The sequence below is a fragment of the Actinomyces sp. HMSC075C01 genome (genome assembly GCF_001812965.1).
Classification (GTDB): domain Bacteria; phylum Actinomycetota; class Actinomycetes; order Actinomycetales; family Actinomycetaceae; genus Actinomyces; species Actinomyces acetigenes.
This window is the reverse complement of the sequence record NZ_KV811028.1, coordinates 149447-165060: the sequence shown is the minus strand read 5'-3', so window position 1 is coordinate 165060 and position 15614 is coordinate 149447. Positions and strand designations below refer to the sequence as shown.

The window sequence follows — 15614 nt, the reverse complement described above, 5'->3', positions numbered from 1 at the left end:
CTCCCGTCACACGCCGCTCCGGCTCATCGATCCGTGGCAAGGCGCGTCTCCCACGGCAGCAACAAGAGGCTCAAACGCACCATGTTCCCCTCCGCCTTCGCCTCACTACGCTCCGACCCCGTCTCCCAGGCCTACTACCAGCGCAAACGCGACCAAGGCAAACCGCCTTGGGCCAGGCCGTCCTCGCCCTGGCCCACCGCCGCATCCTGACCCTGCACGCCATGATCCGCAACAACACCCTCTACGACCCACAACCAGCCACGAAACTACCCACCGCCGCTCGAAACACCACATAGGGGCACCCCCGGATCATCTACGGACAGGGGCAAGACAACCGTGCCCACAGCAGCTGGCCCAGCCCCGGACCACCAACAAGGTAGCGAGCCGTCAGCCAGCTGCTGACGGTACGCACAGTAGTGGTGGGGACGTCGAGAGCGGCACAATACGACAGCACTCGGAGCATATATTGCAAGCAGGAGTTCTTGGTCGAAAACAACTCTGACGCACGGTTCCGCGCGCACCCCAATCCGCCTCCCCGTCACGGTCCTATCCGCACTTCTCGGTCGCCCCAGAGCTCAGGCCACCAGTACCACCACCCCCCGGTTAGAAAACCTCAACGAACGTAACTGGAGCAAGCAAATCCACGACTCGGTTCACTCATTTCCGTAACTCGACGCCACTCTGTCAGCGAAACTGTCCTGCGCACAATTCCACAATTGCTGCGATACCAGTTATGGGGCTCAAGATCAACTTTCACAGTCATTTCTCGACCTCTTAAACTATCGAAGTAGTTAGCATACAATGACGAACCGGAGGAGTTAAACTGAACTGCAGCAGCAGAATAGGGTCTCCCTGTCAATTTAATTGTTCCGACCTTCATCCCTGCAGCCAAAGAGTATACTGAAACAGTATTCAAGGAATCAACATAAGCAAGATACTCGCCGTTGTTAGAAATGTTTACCGCCGAGGATCCTTCCAGGTAGGAACGTTGCTCAATTGTTCCATATCTCGTATTGGCAACAACAGTTCCATTCCTTGACGTACTGACAGTAGAACCGTCGTTAGCTAGCCAAACATAACGATTGTAGTTCTCCACTTTTCCATCATTATAAATAACTTTAAACATGCCGGCACTATAATTGTTGTCATTATTTTCCGAAACTACAACCCCGCGATCAGTCATTTCAACTACGTGATCTTCAGATGTAGTCTGACTAAACTGATGTGTGCTATAGTCAAAACTCCAAATGTCTGAACCATTTGAAAATTTTAAGGAACTTCCATCCCATACCCCTTTAATGTGTCCAGGATTGGACATAAGATGCCCGCGACCGGAGTCATTTTCAGTCCAAGATGGTATGACCCAACAACGATCAGAAGCACCACCTACCGCCCGATAAAGGCAAATCTTCCCGCTGTTTATAACAAAATAGTCTTCATCGGTTCGCCATGCAAGAAAATCGGCTTCTTCAACTATACTCTCCGAACCATCGTTAAAATTAAGGACAAAAATGTGACCACCTTTAGAGGTGTTCCAATACTGGGCCAAATATTTCCCCGACTGAGATGGGGCAATTCGGGAAACCGCACAGTCATCACACATGGGGCCTGCCGTCGATTCATACTCCCGAATTACTTTGGACGGGTTGTCCATCCTCCAGTATGACACGTTTGAACCGATCGCAGTGACAATCACATGCTTGGTCGGCACAGCCAAAGCAGAAAGTTCATTGCCGACAGGGAGGGAAGTGGAATCCCATTGATTAGATCGGCCATCTTCGACATCATACACAGTAAGTCCATCTGCGTTAATGACGGCAGCCGTTGATCCATCATCTGAGAGCGCTGGCAATGGAGATCTTACGTAGTATCGTTTGTCCCAATCAAGTTCCGCATAGGATACAGCCGGCTCGGTATTGTCGGGAGTATTCTGTTGCGACGATACGACCCCCTTTTCGCCGAAGCTATAACCGCCATTTGGCGAAAGAACAGGAGACTGATCGTCTGGGCCACTAATATAATTGCGCGTTCGATAAGCTGCCTGCTGGTCGACAAGAGAGTACGTATATATCGATGTATAGCTTTGGATAACCACCGATTCATCATCAGGTAGTGCAATCGCATCGTTCTCGTTAGTGGAGAAGTGACTATGCAAGTCAACGTCCGACCATCCACAATCTCGCGATTCGATATGCAGTACTTTCATAACTCCAGACTCCTGAGGCGGTAGCGCAACTGTTTTTCCGGATGGAGACACGGAGGCACCACCATAGCGATCTAACTTGCTGACGCATTCTTCCTTTCCTGATTTCCATAGTTTTACTTCGGCTTCATAGTATCCAGGGTAAGCATCACGCCATCCCGTTGCTACAACAACGTCTCCGGAACGATTCACGGAAATTCTTTTTATTGGAAAGCTTAGTTTTCCAATCTTCATCAGTGCGTTCGTTTCAGTTTCCCATCGTTCCATCGTTCCGTCTTCATGTCCAACGAATATCAGTGTTGCATCAGAATTTGCGGCCAGCGACGTAACGCTACTTGACGTAATTCGATTACCCGCCAGATTGCGGGACTCTACAACGGATTTGAACAGCGCTGCCCGAGTGACTTCATCTTGATGAAGATCCCACGCTTGCGCGGCATATAATTGAGAATCGGCTACATCACTATCAGACAACTCATTAGCTCGAGAAGCGAATGCTCTTGCAGTCGCGACATTTAAGTTCGACAAGGCTTCATTCCGTGCAGATACCGCAAACCAGGAAATTGCCACCGAGATCGTGAGAAGGATGGCGAGTATTGAGAAAGATAGCCGCCGAAATCTCACAAGGCGATTCTGACGCTTGTTCTCGCGATCTAAAAGAGCTTCTTTCGAAGTATTCTGAACCCGCGACGATATACTAAGAACCGCGTCGAGAAATTCTGGATGATTTTCTAAGGATTCCTGCGACTCGCTCCGACCTCTCAGATCTATCCATAGAGGCTCATCATTAATCTTATTTAGGATCTCTCTCGGAATATTTGTCGTTGTTTTGGAAAAGCTCTCCGTTTCTCGATCCCAACAGATGACACCATCATCCACTATGAGTATGAGTTTCTCAACGCCATTCCGTTCAATGTACCAATTAAGTTCTTTAATGACCGGATCTGATTTTGCGGCGTTCTCAGAGCAAATATACACAAGCCATTCGGACCGCTTCACAATACTCTCAAGCTCTTTTTCCAACCTCATCGTCGGTCCAAGAGAGCTTCGATCTAAGAATACGTTTAACGCCCGGAAACTGTACCATTTTCGGCTGAGTTTTTCTAAGTTGTCGTGCAACGTAAACGCGAGCGTTCTAGATGGGTCGTGGCTGTAGGAAATAAACACGTCAAAGTTGCCTACTCGTCGATGTTTCCATCGCATCCACTGAACTTTAACCATAGACGTCAATTTATCGGCAAGATCTCGCTTCACTGGGAGCTCCCTACGTAGTCGACGTTCACGCTGTGGCTATTCGTCTTCGAAATCCAAAGCGGATGTTTCAGTTCGATTGAACTGGATTGTTACGTACTCTACCACGCAGACACGATGGTGGTGCCGTCACCCTGGGCAGGGTGACGGCACCACCATCGTCAGATTCTGTTCAGCAGGCCATCGGCCCACTGATACGTGTCAGGCCTTGGGGGCGTTGACGTCCTCGGGGAGGGCCTTGCGGGCCACCTCCACGAGGGCCTTGAAGCCCTCGGGCTCGTTGACGGCCAGCTCGGCGAGCATGCGGCGGTCGATCTCCACGCCGGCCAGGCCAAGACCCTGGATGAAGCGGTTGTAGGTCAGGCCCTCGGCGCGGGCGGCAGCGTTGATGCGCTGGATCCACAGGCGACGGAAGTCGCCCTTGCGGGCGCGACGGTCGCGGAACGCGTAGACGCCGGAGTGGGTGACCTGCTCCTTGGCCTTGCGGTAGAGGCGCGAGCGCTGGCCGCGGTAGCCCGAGGCCTTCTCGAGAACAGAACGACGCTTCTTCTGGGCGTTAACAGCCCGCTTCACACGTGCCATGGTGAGACTCCTTGGTGGGTTGGGCGGTCAGCGACCGAGCAGCTTCTTGACCTGGCGGACGTCGGCCGGAGCGACCGGCTGGTCCTGGGACAGCTTGCGCTTGCGGCGGGAGGACTTGACCTCCAGCAGGTGGCGCTTGTTGGCCTGCTCGCGCATGAGCTTGCCGCTGCCGGTGACCCGGAAGCGCTTCTTGGCACCGGAGTGCGTCTTGTTCTTCGGCATGGGTAATTTCCTCTTCTCGGTCCCTGGGAGACGCGTGGTCGCCGGGACTGCGGACCCCGCTCACGGTGGCGAGGGGGTGGGTCGGTGGTGTCAGGTGAGTGTCGAGTGCGCCCTCGGGTGCACTCAGGCGTTCTCGCCGGCAGGCTTCCCGTCCGAGGCCTTGGCGCCCTTGGGTGCTCGGCCCGCGTGCTTCTCGGCACGGCGGGCGGCGCGGGCCTCCTCACGGCGGCGGCGCTGGTCGGACTTGACCTCGGCCTTCTTACGGACCGGGGCCAGGACCATGACCATGTTGCGGCCGTCCTGACGGGGGTGGGACTCGATGGTGCCCAGCTCGGCCATCTCCTCGGCCAGGCCCTGCAGGAGCCTGATCCCGAGCTCGGGCCGGGACTGCTCGCGGCCGCGGAAGCGGACGATGCACTTGACCTTGTCCCCGCCCTTGAGGAATCGCTCGACGTGGCCGCGCTTGGTGGCGTAGTCGTGCTCATCGATCTTGGGGCGGAACTGGATCTCCTTGAGCTGGGTGTTTGCCTGGTTGCGTCGCGCGTCGCGCGCCTTCATGGCCGACTCGTACTTGAACTTGCCGTAGTCCATGAGCTTGCACACCGGGGGGCGGGCGTCGGGTGCCACCTCGACCAGGTCGAGGTCGGCCTCCTCAGCCAGACGCAGGGCGTCCTCCACACGGACAACGCCGACCTGCTCGCCGCTGGGGCCGACGAGACGCACTTCGGGAACGCGGATCCGTTCGTTGATACGGGGCTCGCTGATGTCGGTTCCTCACTCTGAGTCACGGATGGTTGCGGAACGAGGAAAGGCCCCCGTTCCTGCCGCGCAGGTCGGAGGCCTCGTGATGAGCGCGTTCTCCGCACGGCCGTGGCCGAGCAGGGACCGCGAAGGGCTTGTCACCCTCGCATGAACCCGATTCCCGAAAGGAACCCAGGTGGGATCGCTCCGCTTGCGCACCGGGGCAAACCCCGGGTGGTCAGTAAGGAATACTACCAGGACAAGAGCTCGCTCTCCCACTGCATCCTCGCCATATTGGCGTGAGTCCTCCCACGTATGAGGCGGATTCTGAGGCGAGGCAGGCCGTCAGGAGACCCAGCGGTTCGTGCAGACTCCCCACACGACGGCGATAATGCCGGCGGCGGTCTGGATCCCGAGCAGCGGCGTCGTCGGCGCCGCGATACCACTGGCGACGAGCGCCGTGGTCAGTGCTCCTACGACGGCGGCGTCGGGCCCTTGAGTCAGCATCTGCACCAGTCCCGGCGGTAGGGAGCCCACGGGCGAGGTGACGAGTCCGGCGGCGAAGTCGGGCATCTCCCGATACCCGGAGCGCAGTGCCGCCCCGGCCCAGGCGCAGCCGCTCACCAGGGCCAGGGCGACCACGATGGCGAGCCCCTTCCAGGCGGCCGCAGCCCCGAGGGCCGCCATGGCCGGGACCAGGCTCAGCAAGGACCACGTACTCATGAGGACGGCTGGCACGAGCAGGTGGCCTGCGCGCACCACTCGGGGCGCCACCGGCCAGGAGGCGTCAGGACCGCCGTCGAACCAGGCCTGACGTGCCGGCTCGGCAACAGCCAGCGTCGCGATCCAGCCTCCGATGAGATAGCCGACGGCGCGCAGAGGGTCGCCGACGGCTCCGGACAGGAGCGGCAGCACCGCGATGGCCAGCCCGACCCCCATCTGAAGCAGACGCCGGCGCTGGCGGCGCAGCAGGAGCCAGTCCACCTGAGCCACTCCCATCAGCACCCCAAGGGAGCGGGGCAGCCGGCTCCCGATCCGCGCCGCCCACAGCGGTGAAGGTTTCACGGGCCGGGCGGGATCCGGGGAGAGCAACCGCCCCAGGGCCCTGGTATCCAGCGACAGCAGTGAGACGTGCGCGCCGAAGGACCGCGCGACGACGGCCAGCAGTGCGGCATCATGCACCTGCCCCAGGCTGCCTCTGGCCCGCCTCCATTCCATGACGGCCAGGGCGGCCAGCACCCCGGCCAGGAGGACGACCGCCGTGTTCCCGAGCGGGGAGCGAGGGAAGGGAAGCGCCACACCGGCCAGGCATGCTGCGGCCCCCGTCAGGACGAGACGACGGCGCAGCGGCTCGACACCGCGGTTAAGGATCTGGGCCTTGATGAGCTCGGTGAGCACCAGGCAGGTCCCGGCCGACATCAGGGCAGGCCACGCCGTGGCGGCGACCCAGCCGCCTCCGGCCGCCAGCGCTGGGAGCACGCCCACCGTGGCTCCCACAGTGGCCGCGATGAGGTACTCGACGCGGGCCACCGGCACCAGGAGACCTCCCCGCTGCCCGGGCATGGGCAGCCACCAGGCGGCCTCGTGGGGGCGCAGGAACAGCGGGCCGAGCCGCCCGAGTGAACCGACACCGACCGCCGCCAGCAGCACAAGCAGCGCCAGGAACCCCCACCCGGGATCGAGGCCCACCGTGGCGAAGCCGCCGAGCATGTCGGTCCCGGCCGCCGAGGCGGGCCGATCCACGACCAGCCGACGCAGATATGGGGCCAGGATCGCCACGGCGATGATGAGCGTCAGGAGCGCGGAGTAGACGTCCCCCACGAGTGCCCAGACACCGCGGCGGTGCCGTCGGGTGCAGCGCCTCACCCAGCTGCGCAGCGCGGCCCCGTCGGGAAACGCCGTCTTGTCCGGGACTGTGGACAGGGGCTGCTCCTCCCACGCCCCCAGCGGCGTCACCTCAGCCCCTCCTCAATGGCGCGCACGCCGTCATCCACGCTGAGCATCCGGGTGTCGCGTCCGACGAGGAGCACGTCAGTGGCCGCTTCCTCAACGATCTCCGGGTCGTGGGAGACCATGAGCACTCCCCCACCGGCCTCACGCTCCTCGACGAGCATGTCGGCCAGGAGCAGGCGGGTCACCCGGTCCAGGCGCTGCTCGGGCTCGTCGAGGACCAGCAGCCTGCGGGGCCGGACCAGGACTGACGCCAGTGCCAGTCGGCGCCGTTGTCCCGCGGAGAGCTCCTCTGGCAGGTGCCCCGCGAGCCGTCGCAGCTCGAGGTCCTCCAGCAGGTCACTGACCCGCTCATCGGCCTCGACGACGCCGTGCCCGAAGCAGACCATCCGCAGGTGCTCGGCGATGGTCAGGGTGGGGAAGAAGGACTCCTGCCCCAGATCCGTGGCGAGGGCGGCACGCTGGGCGCCTGAGCGGGGATCCGGGACGTGTCCGAGTACGTGAACCTGCCCCGCCAGCGGGCGCAGCAGCCCGCAGCAGGTGCGCAGGATCGTCGACTTGCCGGCCCCGTTGACCCCGACCAGCGCCAGCACCTGGCCGGGAAGCAGGTCGAAGGTCGCCGGGGCGCAGACCGGCTGGTCACCGTATCCGACACTGAGGTCGCGGGCGCTCACCAGCGGCTCACGGCTCGCGGCCGGGGGCTGGGTGCCTCCGGTGAAATCATGTCCGTTTCCAGGTGGCAGCCCAGGGTCCGGCCCAGATGGGGCTGAGGTGGTCGACATCGCACTCATCAGTACTATTCCAGCACACTAATTTTCGGTGGCCTGGTCGAATCGGATGCCTTACGCTCCGCAGTCATGGATTGGAACAGCGTGAGGACGCCGGACCCGAATGGTGCGTCAGACGGCGATTCCGCCGTCTCCCGTGAGGCAGGGACCGACTGGAGCACCACGAGGGACCCGGGCCCCGGCCGGGTGACGGTCTCGACCCGGGATCTCGCCCAGGTCCGTGCGATCGCTGAGGCCTGTGCCCGGATCGCCCAGAATGACGGACGATCCCAGGACGGCCAGGCTCTGCGCGACGTCGTTGCCCGCTTCGACCAGGTGGCCGGGCCGTTGGAGGACCACTACGGACAGGTCAGGCAGTGGGAGGCCCTGATCCTGGGCCGCTCCTGAGATCGGCTCCCAACCGCCCCGATTAGGCGGGAAGCGGGCACAGCTCCACGGTGTCGATGAGGTCGCCCCATGCCGGGTTGACCATGACGTGCTGGCAGCCCTCCAGGCTCCGGGCCACGCCGGCACGACCACCTGCGGCGTCGATGCGGATGAAAACCCGCAGCTCGGCTCCCTCACCGGGCCCGAAGGCCACGCCGGTGACTCCGTCAACCTCCTGGAGCTGGGCGCGCACCTCGGCCTGAACCGGCTCGTTGCGCCATGAGGGCACCCACGCCTCTCCCCCAGCCAGGGCCACGACGGCGGGGCGCGGCAGGCGCAGGTCCCGGCTTCCGGGGTCGAGCACCCACAGCTGGTCGGTGGACAGGCAGGCCACCTGCGCCGCTCGCCGCGGCGTCACGGGCACGGGGCGCACGTCACTGCGCCACCGGTTCATGGCCTCAGCACTGGTGAACACCGGCAGGGCGATGTGCCCGTCGGGCAGGCTCACCGCCAGGGTCGCCGCATCCTGGCAGGCGTCGGCGGTGTGCACCTCATGAGCCGGAACCTGCGGCGCACCATCGCCCGACGGGCCCTGGGGCAGGGTCACGGACTGCGCCTGGCTGCCCCCCAGGCGTCCAGGAAGGGCGTGAGCGGCCACGGGAACGATCAGCCGGCCACTGACGAGGGCCGCCCACAGCTTATCGAGGTACTGATGACGCGGCAGGTCCACGGCCTCCAGCGCATCGCGCACCTCTGGCCTGATCGCACCGTCGTCGTCGGAGAAGGGTGCCGGCGCGGCAAGAAGACGCTCCAGCTTGGCCCGCGCGGCCATGGCCGCCGCCACCTGGGAGACCTGCGGAGGCTCGGTCACCGAGTCGCCGACCGGCCCGGGGACTGGTCCAGGAACTGCCTGCTGGTTCTGCGCTGACTGGCTCACGGCCCTCACGGTAGCGCCTTTCCGATCCACCTTGTTCCTGACATCGGCGAACAGGGCGACGATGCGGGAGCCGGGGCGCCAAGGGCCCGGAGTAGTCAGGAACGAGCCTGCGAGGGCTCGCACCTCTCCTCGTCACCAGCCACGGCCAGGGCATCCTGAAGGGTGAAGTTGCCGTTGTAGAGCGCCTTGCCGACAATTGCGCCCTCCAGTCCCAGCGGCGCTAGACGGCGCAGCGCGACCAGGTCGTCGAGATGGGCGATACCGCCGGAGGCGACCACCGGCGCCGCGGTGCGCTGGCAGACGTCGGTGAGCAGGGCGGTGTTGGGGCCGCTCAGCGTGCCGTCCCGGGTGACGTCAGTGACGACGTAGCGCGCGCATCCTGCGGCATTGAGCCGCTCGAGGGTCTCCCACAGGTCTCCGCCCTCCTTGGTCCAGCCGCGGGCCGCTAAGGTGGAGCCGCGCACGTCGAGGCCGACGGCGATCTTCTCCCCGTGCTCGGCGATGACTCGTTCGGTCCACTCGGGGTTCTCCAGAGCCGCCGTCCCCAGGTTGACCCGGGCGGCTCCGGCGGACAGGGCGCGGGCCAGTGAGGCGTCATCACGGATGCCTCCGGAGAGCTCCACCTTGATGCCGACCTCGCCGACGATGCGCGCGAGCAGCTCATGGTTGGAGCCGCGCCCGAAGGCGGCGTCGAGGTCCACCAGGTGGATCCACTCGGCCCCGGCGCGCACCCAGTCCCGGGCGGCGTCGACGGGGCTGCCGTAGTCCGTCTCTGAGCCGACCTCTCCCTGAAGGAGGCGGACGGCCTTGCCATCGGCGACGTCGACGGCGGGAAGTAGAGTGAGCATGCGTGTCTCCTGCAGAGGTCGTGGGATGGCTCGAGTGAGGTCAGAGGGTCGTCAACCAGTTGCGCAGCAGCTGAGCCCCTGCGTCACCGGACTTCTCGGGGTGGAACTGCGTGGCGCACAGGGAGCCGTTCTCGACGGCGGCGATGAAGTCGTGGCCGTGAGTGGCCCAGGTAACCTGCGGCAGGCGGGTGGGGCCGGGGCCGAGCAGCTCGGCAGGGTCCTGGGTGGCCGCATAGGAGTGGACGAAGTAGAAGCGCTCGTCGGCAACGCCGTCGAACAGGACGGAACCCGCGGGAGGACGGACCAGGCTCCACCCCATGTGCGGGACGACGTCGGCTCTCAGGCGGGACACGGTGCCGGGCCACTGTCCCAGCCCCTCCTCAGCGGTCCCGTGCTCGTCGGAGCGCTCGAACATGACCTGCATACCCACGCAAATTCCCAGGACCGGCCGTCCCCCGGCCAGGCGCCGCTCGATGAGGCGAGGTGCGTCGACCGCCCGCAGCTGCTCCATGACCGCACCGAAGGCACCCACCCCGGGGACCACGAGCCCGTCGGCCTCGGTGACCTCGTGCGGGTCGCTGGTGAGGGTCACCTGCGCGCCGACGCGTTCCAGAGCGCGCACCGCTGAGCGGACATTGCCGGATCCGTAGGACAGGACGGTGACACGGGGCGCTCGCATGTGACACACCCTACCGTCCCTGCAGATCATTCTGAGTATCCTCCACACTCTGAAACGCCCTGTGACGTGCGCAGAACCGGAACCGGCAGCGTTGGCTCAACAGCGTCGGCGCAGCGGTCCGGATGGCGCGTCGAGCTGGTCGCGGCCTCGCGCGGGCATGGCGCGAAGGCGCGGGCGCAATGCGTGATCTGAATCCGGGTCGTCGGCTTCCTTTCACGATTTCCCCCAAGATGGGCGAGTATTCGTCTGTGAGCATGCAGTTCCCCTCCGGCCAGGCCCAGCCTCCGCCTTGGCCGGCATCCCCTCCTCCCCCGCTTTCGCAGGCCTCCTCGAGCCACTCCCCCGCAGCGGCGGGGACAGGTTCGGCCGGTTCCAGCGGGTCGCGCAGCGCTGCGCCGTTCTCCATTCCCGGAGTGCGGATCACCTCGGTGCTGGGGCGTGGCGGCTTCGCCACGGTCTATGCCGGCGTGCAGGACTCCCTGGAGCGTCCGGTCGCCGTCAAGGTGGACTCCCGCCCCTTGGATGATCCCCGCAATGAGCGGCGGTTCATGCGTGAGGTGCAGGCGGCCTCGAGGATCTCGGGGCATCCTCACGTGGTCTCCCTGGTGGACACGGGCAAGCTGCCCGATCTGCGCCCCTACCTGGTCATGGAGCTGTGTGCGGGCGGCAGCCTCTACGACCTCGTCTCGCGCGGCCCGACCCCCGCCTCTGACGCCGTGGCCCTGGTGGAGGCCGCGGCCTCGGCCCTGGGGGCCGCCCATGCGGCCGGCGTCATGCACCGGGACGTCAAGCCCGCCAACATCCTTCTGGACTCCTATGGCTCTCCCCGGCTATCGGACTTCGGTATCGCCGCTGTCCAGCGCGAGGGTCAGGACCCCACCGTGACCCTGGAGTGTCTCACCCCCGACTTCGCCGCGCCGGAGGCCTTCATGCTGGCCAGCCCCGGCCCCGAGGGGGACGTGTGGTCCATGGGTGCGGTGCTCTTCGCCCTGCTGACGGGCCGGGGTCCCCGACGTGGCCCCGACGGCGTGCAGCGCAGCCTGCCGGAGATCGTCCGGTCCCTCGACGCCCCCCTGAACCTCACTGACCCGAACGTTCCTGAGGTCCTGCTGCCGCTCCTGGGCAAGGCGATGGCTCCGGATCCCAAGCACCGCTACCGCAACGGCACGGAGCTCACGGGGGCCCTGGGGCAGATCCGTGAGTATCTGGGGACGGGAAACCTGGCCGTCGGCGGACCGGTGACCTCATTGCGGCTGGTTGAGGCCGGACTGGCGCCGCCTCCGCGTAGCGAAGAGGCGGGCTCACCCGACTCCTACGCTCCCAGCAGTGCATCACAGCGGGCGGCATCGGACTCCGTCTTCCCGGTCCGCCCCGCCAGATCCTCGGGGTCCGCCGCCTCAGCCCCCTCGATCGTCTCAGGCGGGCCGGAGCGCTCCGACAAGGCTCTGCTCAACGCCCCGGTGTCAGCTCAACGGAGTCAGTCTCTGAGACTCTCCGGCCGAGAACGTCGGCGAATCACTCTGCGCTCCACAGCGATCGGCGCGATTGTCGGCCTGGTCGTCGGTCTGGGCGCAGGGTGGGTGGCGGGTGCCCGTCTGGCTCCCGCCACCAGTGCCACCAGAGCATCAGGAGCCGCGTCCCAGCCCGCATCCCAGCCCTCGTCGTCGAGTCAGGACAACGCCTCGACCCCACCGCACCCGGTGGGTACCTGCCTGGCGGGCACCACCTCGATCTCGGGCCAGACCACGGCCAGGAAGGTCAGCTGCAACGAGCCCCACTCCTGGGAGGTCTACCGGGTGGGGACCCTGGCGGAGAGCACCTCGGGCTCCAGTGATGACGACCTGGCGGCCGATCCCAACGTGCAGGCCACCTGTACCGCGCAGGCCGCCCAGCAGTACGGGGCCGCCGCCCCGAGCACATCTGTGCTGGGACCGGGGGAGGCCGGCTGGAACACAGGGAAGCGGGGCTTCTCCTGCATCGCCTCCGACAAGGGCGGGCAGCGGACGAGCTCCTACGCCGGCTAGGAGTCGCTGCCCGCCGGCCAGCAGCGGGCGGCGCGTGCTGGTGAGGTCATTGCGGGGGACGGCGCAGGCCGCGTCCGAACCAGCGCATCGCCCGGGGCGCCTGGATCTCGGAGGACTTCACCGCTCCGGGGACGTCGTCGGCGTTGATGACTCCCAGGAGGATGTCCTCGACGACCTGGTCCATGGAGGACAGCAGGAGCCCCGCCGACGCCTCCTCGCCGGGCTGACCGTTGGTGAAGTGGCGGGCGGTGATCGTCCCGGACAGGCCGGACTCGATACCGACGTCGGTGGCCAGGTCGGCGGTCATGAGGACCGCCCCGGCCCGTGACAGGCGGGAGAGCTGGGCGGCCAGCTCCGCGGCCTCTGCGGGCTCGGAGTCGGAGCCGCCGAGCAGCTCGGCCACGTCCCAGTCCGAGTGGGCGGAGACGAACTGCTTGACCGCGAAGGCCCCGCTGGAGGAGGGCACCACGGTGCAGTCGAGGTCCAGCAGGGAGCACATTCCGGCCAAGCCGTCGGCCCGGTTCAGCGGCGTCATGACGACGGCGACCTTGACCGCCCGGGGAGCCTGGTCCTCGGACTGACCGGGCACGTAGGAGCTCAGGGAGTCGGCCGCGGCGGCGATCTGCGCCTCCTGGGCATCGGTGAGCCGGGACGGGCCCTCGGTGTCCTCCGCTCCGCCCTGTCTCCCGTTCAGGGGATGGTAGGTGTTGTGGGGGACGTCGCCGGGCCTGACGTCTGCTGGTCCGCTCTGCCCCGCGGAGCCGGCCGATACGGAGTCATCCCCCGCCAGGGTCCGCAGGCCCGGTTCGCTGTCGGCCTCCTGCACAGCCCCCAGGTCTTCGGCCGAGAGGTCGTCGGGGATCTCCACGTCGCCCATGAGGGCGGCGAACTCGGCATCCAGGTCGCGCTGGTGGTCCTGGTGGTCGTCATGGCTCTCGTCGGGCCGGGGGGTCTGGTCCATCACAGGCTTCCCTTCGTGGATGGGATGGTCTCGACGCGGGGGTCGTCCTCCACGGCGGCGCGCAGGGCGCGCGCCAGCGCCTTGAACTCGGCCTCGGCGATGTGGTGGGGATCGCGCCCGGACAGGACCCGCACGTGCAGGCAGATGCCGGCGTGGTAGGCGATGGCCTCCAGCACGTGACGCACCATGGAACCGGTGAAGTGGCCGCCGATGAGGTGGTGGACGAAGGCCTCGGTCTCCCCCTCGTGCACCAGGTAGGGGCGCCCGGAGATGTCGACGACGGCATGGGCCAGGGCCTCGTCCAGAGGGACGCTGGCCTCACCGAAGCGGCGGATACCGCGCTTGTCCCCCAGCGCCACGCGCAGGGCCTCACCGATGCAGATGGCGGTGTCCTCCACGGTGTGGTGCACGTCGATCTCGGTGTCACCGGTGGCGCGCACTGTCAGATCGATGAGCGAGTGGCGCCCCAGAGCGGTGAGCATGTGGTCGTAGAAGGGGACGGTGGTGGAGATGTCGGTCTGACCCGTGCCATCGAGGTTGATCTCGACGACGACGCTTGACTCACTCGTGGCTCGCTCAATGCGCGCGGTACGGCTCATAGGTGCTTCCTCAGCATCGGGTGTCGTGCTTTTTCAGCACAGTGGTTCATAGGTGACTTAATCGATAGCAACCCTACCGGTCCTAGGCGCTGATCGCTGCCGGCATCCTTGTCATCCGCCGACGGCTGCGGTCAGGGCGGTGCGCAGGCGTGCCATCTCGTCGGGCGTGCCGATACTGGCCCGCAGGAAGCCCTCGGGGCCGACGACGCGGATGAGGACCCCGGCGTCGAGCAGGGCCTGCCAGACGGCCTCGCGGTCGGGGAACGGGCCGAACAGGACGAAGTTGGCGTCTGATTCGTGCGCGACCAGTCCCTGGGCTCGCAGCCACTCAACGAAGGCATCGCGCTCATCGCGCAGGGAGGCCACCTGAGCCATGAGCTCGTCGCGGTGGGACAGGGCGGCCAGGGCCGCCGCCTGGGTGACGGCGGAGAGGTGATACGGCAGACGCACGACGCGCAGGGCGTCTACCAGGGCGCGGTCGGCGGCCAGGTAGCCCAGGCGCAGGCCGGCGGCACCGAAGGCTTTGGACATGGTACGGGTGACGGCCAGGTGCGGGTGGGCCGGCCCCACCAGCTCCAGGGCGCTGGGCACTCCTGAACGGCGGAACTCGGCGTAGGCCTCGTCGATGACGACGACGCAGTCGCTGGACCGGGCGGGCGAGCCGATCTCGGCTCCGAGTATGGGACCGTGGCCGCGGGCCGCCTCCAGGATCCGCTTGATGTCCTCCAGCGGCAGGGCGGTTCCGGTCGGGTTGTTGGGGCTGGCCAGGACGACGACGGCCGGCCGAAGCTCGTTGATCGCGCTCACCGCGGCGTCGACGTCGAGGGTGAAGTCCTTGCGGCGCGGTCGCGTCGCATAGTCGGTTAAGGTGTCGCGGGCGTACTCGGGGTACATCGAGTAGGTGGGGGTGAAGGTCAGGCAGGTGCGCCCGGGGCCTCCGAAGGCCTGGAGCACATGGAGCATGACCTCGTTGGAGCCGTTGGCCGCCCAGATCTGCTCAGGGGTCAGATGCGCACCGGACTCGGCCGCGAGATAGTCCGCGAGCGCGGCCCGCAGCCGGGGGAAGTCCCGCTCCGGGTAGCGGTTGAGCCCCTGGGCGGCCTGAGCCACGGCGGTGGCGATCGACTCGATGACCGCGGCCGAGGGCGGGTAGGGGTTCTCGTTGACGTTCAGCCGCACGGGGACGTCGATCTCGGGGGCCCCGTAGGGGGTCTCGCCCTCCAGGTCCGGTCTCAGGGGCAGGTTCGCGTTCACACCTGGAGTCTACGGCTCAGTCCGCTCCAGCGGTTGGGCCGCCCGTCCGGCGGTGCGCACGGCACCGATGTGCTGTCTCATGACTTCTGAGACACCAGTTGGGCGGCTTGCCGGGGGACCGTGCTACACACCACGCCTGACCAGCTCAGCCCCGCCCTCCGGGCTCACCCTTGAATGAGCGCCTCGCGTTCGTAGGGTAGCCCTCGCGT

General features: G+C 65.4%; 14 protein-coding genes and 1 pseudogene. 3 read left to right on the top strand and 12 right to left on the bottom strand.

Annotated elements, in window-relative coordinates; translation table 11 throughout:
- Positions 1-296, top strand: a pseudogene (locus HMPREF2883_RS11030) (transposase); the annotation flags it as partial.
- Between the two features lie 317 nt (positions 297-613).
- Here the strand turns inward: HMPREF2883_RS11030 and HMPREF2883_RS14360 are convergent.
- From HMPREF2883_RS14360 to HMPREF2883_RS11005, 6 genes are all read right to left on the bottom strand, one after another.
- Entirely contained in the window at positions 614-3457 is a 2844-nt protein-coding gene (locus HMPREF2883_RS14360) for a TIR domain-containing protein (RefSeq protein WP_075371462.1), read from the bottom strand.
- Between the two features lie 198 nt (positions 3458-3655).
- Complete coding sequence (gene rplT, locus HMPREF2883_RS11025; RefSeq protein WP_003780489.1) at positions 3656-4036, bottom strand: 50S ribosomal protein L20; 381 nt, start codon at positions 4034-4036, stop codon at positions 3656-3658.
- A gap of 27 nt (positions 4037-4063) precedes the next feature.
- Complete coding sequence (gene rpmI / locus HMPREF2883_RS11020; protein ID WP_003780493.1) at positions 4064-4258, bottom strand: 50S ribosomal protein L35; 195 nt, start codon at positions 4256-4258, stop codon at positions 4064-4066.
- Between the two features lie 123 nt (positions 4259-4381).
- On the bottom strand, positions 4382-4981 hold the full coding sequence (gene infC / locus HMPREF2883_RS11015) for a translation initiation factor IF-3 (RefSeq protein ID WP_070662268.1): 600 nt from the start codon (positions 4979-4981) through the stop codon (positions 4382-4384).
- A gap of 363 nt (positions 4982-5344) precedes the next feature.
- On the bottom strand, positions 5345-6955 hold the full coding sequence (locus HMPREF2883_RS11010) for a DUF6297 family protein (protein WP_070662265.1): 1611 nt from the start codon (positions 6953-6955) through the stop codon (positions 5345-5347).
- A complete protein-coding gene (locus tag HMPREF2883_RS11005) occupies positions 6952-7623 on the bottom strand; it encodes an ABC transporter ATP-binding protein (RefSeq protein WP_070662263.1) in 672 nt (223 codons plus the stop codon). Before HMPREF2883_RS11005 ends, HMPREF2883_RS11010 begins: the two co-directional genes overlap by 4 nt.
- Positions 7624-7806: 183 nt before the next feature.
- Between HMPREF2883_RS11005 and HMPREF2883_RS11000 the strand changes: the two genes are divergently transcribed.
- Entirely contained in the window at positions 7807-8124 is a 318-nt protein-coding gene (locus tag HMPREF2883_RS11000) for a hypothetical protein (RefSeq protein ID WP_070662260.1), read from the top strand.
- 22 nt (positions 8125-8146) lie between these two features.
- Here HMPREF2883_RS11000 and HMPREF2883_RS10995 read toward each other — a convergent pair whose 3' ends face one another.
- The 3 genes from HMPREF2883_RS10995 to hisH all read right to left on the bottom strand — a co-directional run bounded on the left by HMPREF2883_RS10995 (position 8147) and on the right by hisH (position 10567).
- Positions 8147-9049 carry an SseB family protein gene (locus HMPREF2883_RS10995; RefSeq protein ID WP_176747214.1) on the bottom strand — a complete coding sequence of 301 codons (903 nt, stop codon included), beginning with the start codon at positions 9047-9049 and terminating at the stop codon, positions 8147-8149.
- An 86-nt stretch (positions 9050-9135) separates the two neighbouring features.
- Positions 9136-9888 carry a bifunctional 1-(5-phosphoribosyl)-5-((5-phosphoribosylamino)methylideneamino)imidazole-4-carboxamide isomerase/phosphoribosylanthranilate isomerase PriA gene (gene priA / locus HMPREF2883_RS10990; RefSeq protein ID WP_070662257.1) on the bottom strand — a complete coding sequence of 251 codons (753 nt, stop codon included), beginning with the start codon at positions 9886-9888 and terminating at the stop codon, positions 9136-9138.
- Between the two features lie 40 nt (positions 9889-9928).
- Positions 9929-10567, bottom strand: coding sequence for an imidazole glycerol phosphate synthase subunit HisH (gene hisH / locus HMPREF2883_RS10985; RefSeq protein WP_070662254.1), 639 nt, complete (start codon positions 10565-10567; stop codon positions 9929-9931).
- 428 nt (positions 10568-10995) lie between these two features.
- Here hisH and HMPREF2883_RS10980 point away from each other — a divergent pair, with 428 nt between their 5' ends.
- Entirely contained in the window at positions 10996-12591 is a 1596-nt protein-coding gene (locus tag HMPREF2883_RS10980; RefSeq protein WP_070662251.1) for a serine/threonine-protein kinase, read from the top strand.
- 46 nt (positions 12592-12637) lie between these two features.
- Here HMPREF2883_RS10980 and HMPREF2883_RS10975 read toward each other — a convergent pair whose 3' ends face one another.
- From HMPREF2883_RS10975 to HMPREF2883_RS10965, 3 genes are all read right to left on the bottom strand, one after another.
- Positions 12638-13552 (bottom strand): hypothetical protein, encoded by a 915-nt coding sequence (locus HMPREF2883_RS10975; RefSeq protein ID WP_176747211.1) that lies wholly within the window; start codon positions 13550-13552, stop codon positions 12638-12640.
- Positions 13552-14151 carry an imidazoleglycerol-phosphate dehydratase HisB gene (gene hisB / locus HMPREF2883_RS10970; RefSeq protein ID WP_070662245.1) on the bottom strand — a complete coding sequence of 200 codons (600 nt, stop codon included), beginning with the start codon at positions 14149-14151 and terminating at the stop codon, positions 13552-13554. The genes HMPREF2883_RS10975 and hisB overlap by 1 nt, the downstream gene beginning before the upstream one ends.
- Before the next feature lie 111 nt (positions 14152-14262).
- Complete coding sequence (locus HMPREF2883_RS10965) at positions 14263-15405, bottom strand: histidinol-phosphate transaminase (RefSeq protein ID WP_070662242.1); 1143 nt, start codon at positions 15403-15405, stop codon at positions 14263-14265.
- Between the last annotated feature and the right edge of the window lie 209 nt (positions 15406-15614).

Bases quoted from the DNA above. Each gene is read 5' to 3' on its own strand.
- rplT (WP_003780489.1), bottom strand. From the start codon at position 4,036: ATGGCACGTGTGAAGCGGGCTGTTAACGCCCAGAAGAAGCGTCGTTCT.
- rpmI (WP_003780493.1), bottom strand. From the start codon at position 4,258: ATGCCGAAGAACAAGACGCACTCCGGTGCCAAGAAGCGCTTCCGGGTC.
- HMPREF2883_RS11000 (WP_070662260.1), top strand. From the start codon at position 7,807: ATGGATTGGAACAGCGTGAGGACGCCGGACCCGAATGGTGCGTCAGAC.
- priA (WP_070662257.1), bottom strand. From the start codon at position 9,888: ATGCTCACTCTACTTCCCGCCGTCGACGTCGCCGATGGCAAGGCCGTC.
- hisH (WP_070662254.1), bottom strand. From the start codon at position 10,567: ATGCGAGCGCCCCGTGTCACCGTCCTGTCCTACGGATCCGGCAATGTC.
- HMPREF2883_RS10975 (WP_176747211.1), bottom strand. From the start codon at position 13,552: ATGGACCAGACCCCCCGGCCCGACGAGAGCCATGACGACCACCAGGAC.
- hisB (WP_070662245.1), bottom strand. From the start codon at position 14,151: ATGAGCCGTACCGCGCGCATTGAGCGAGCCACGAGTGAGTCAAGCGTC.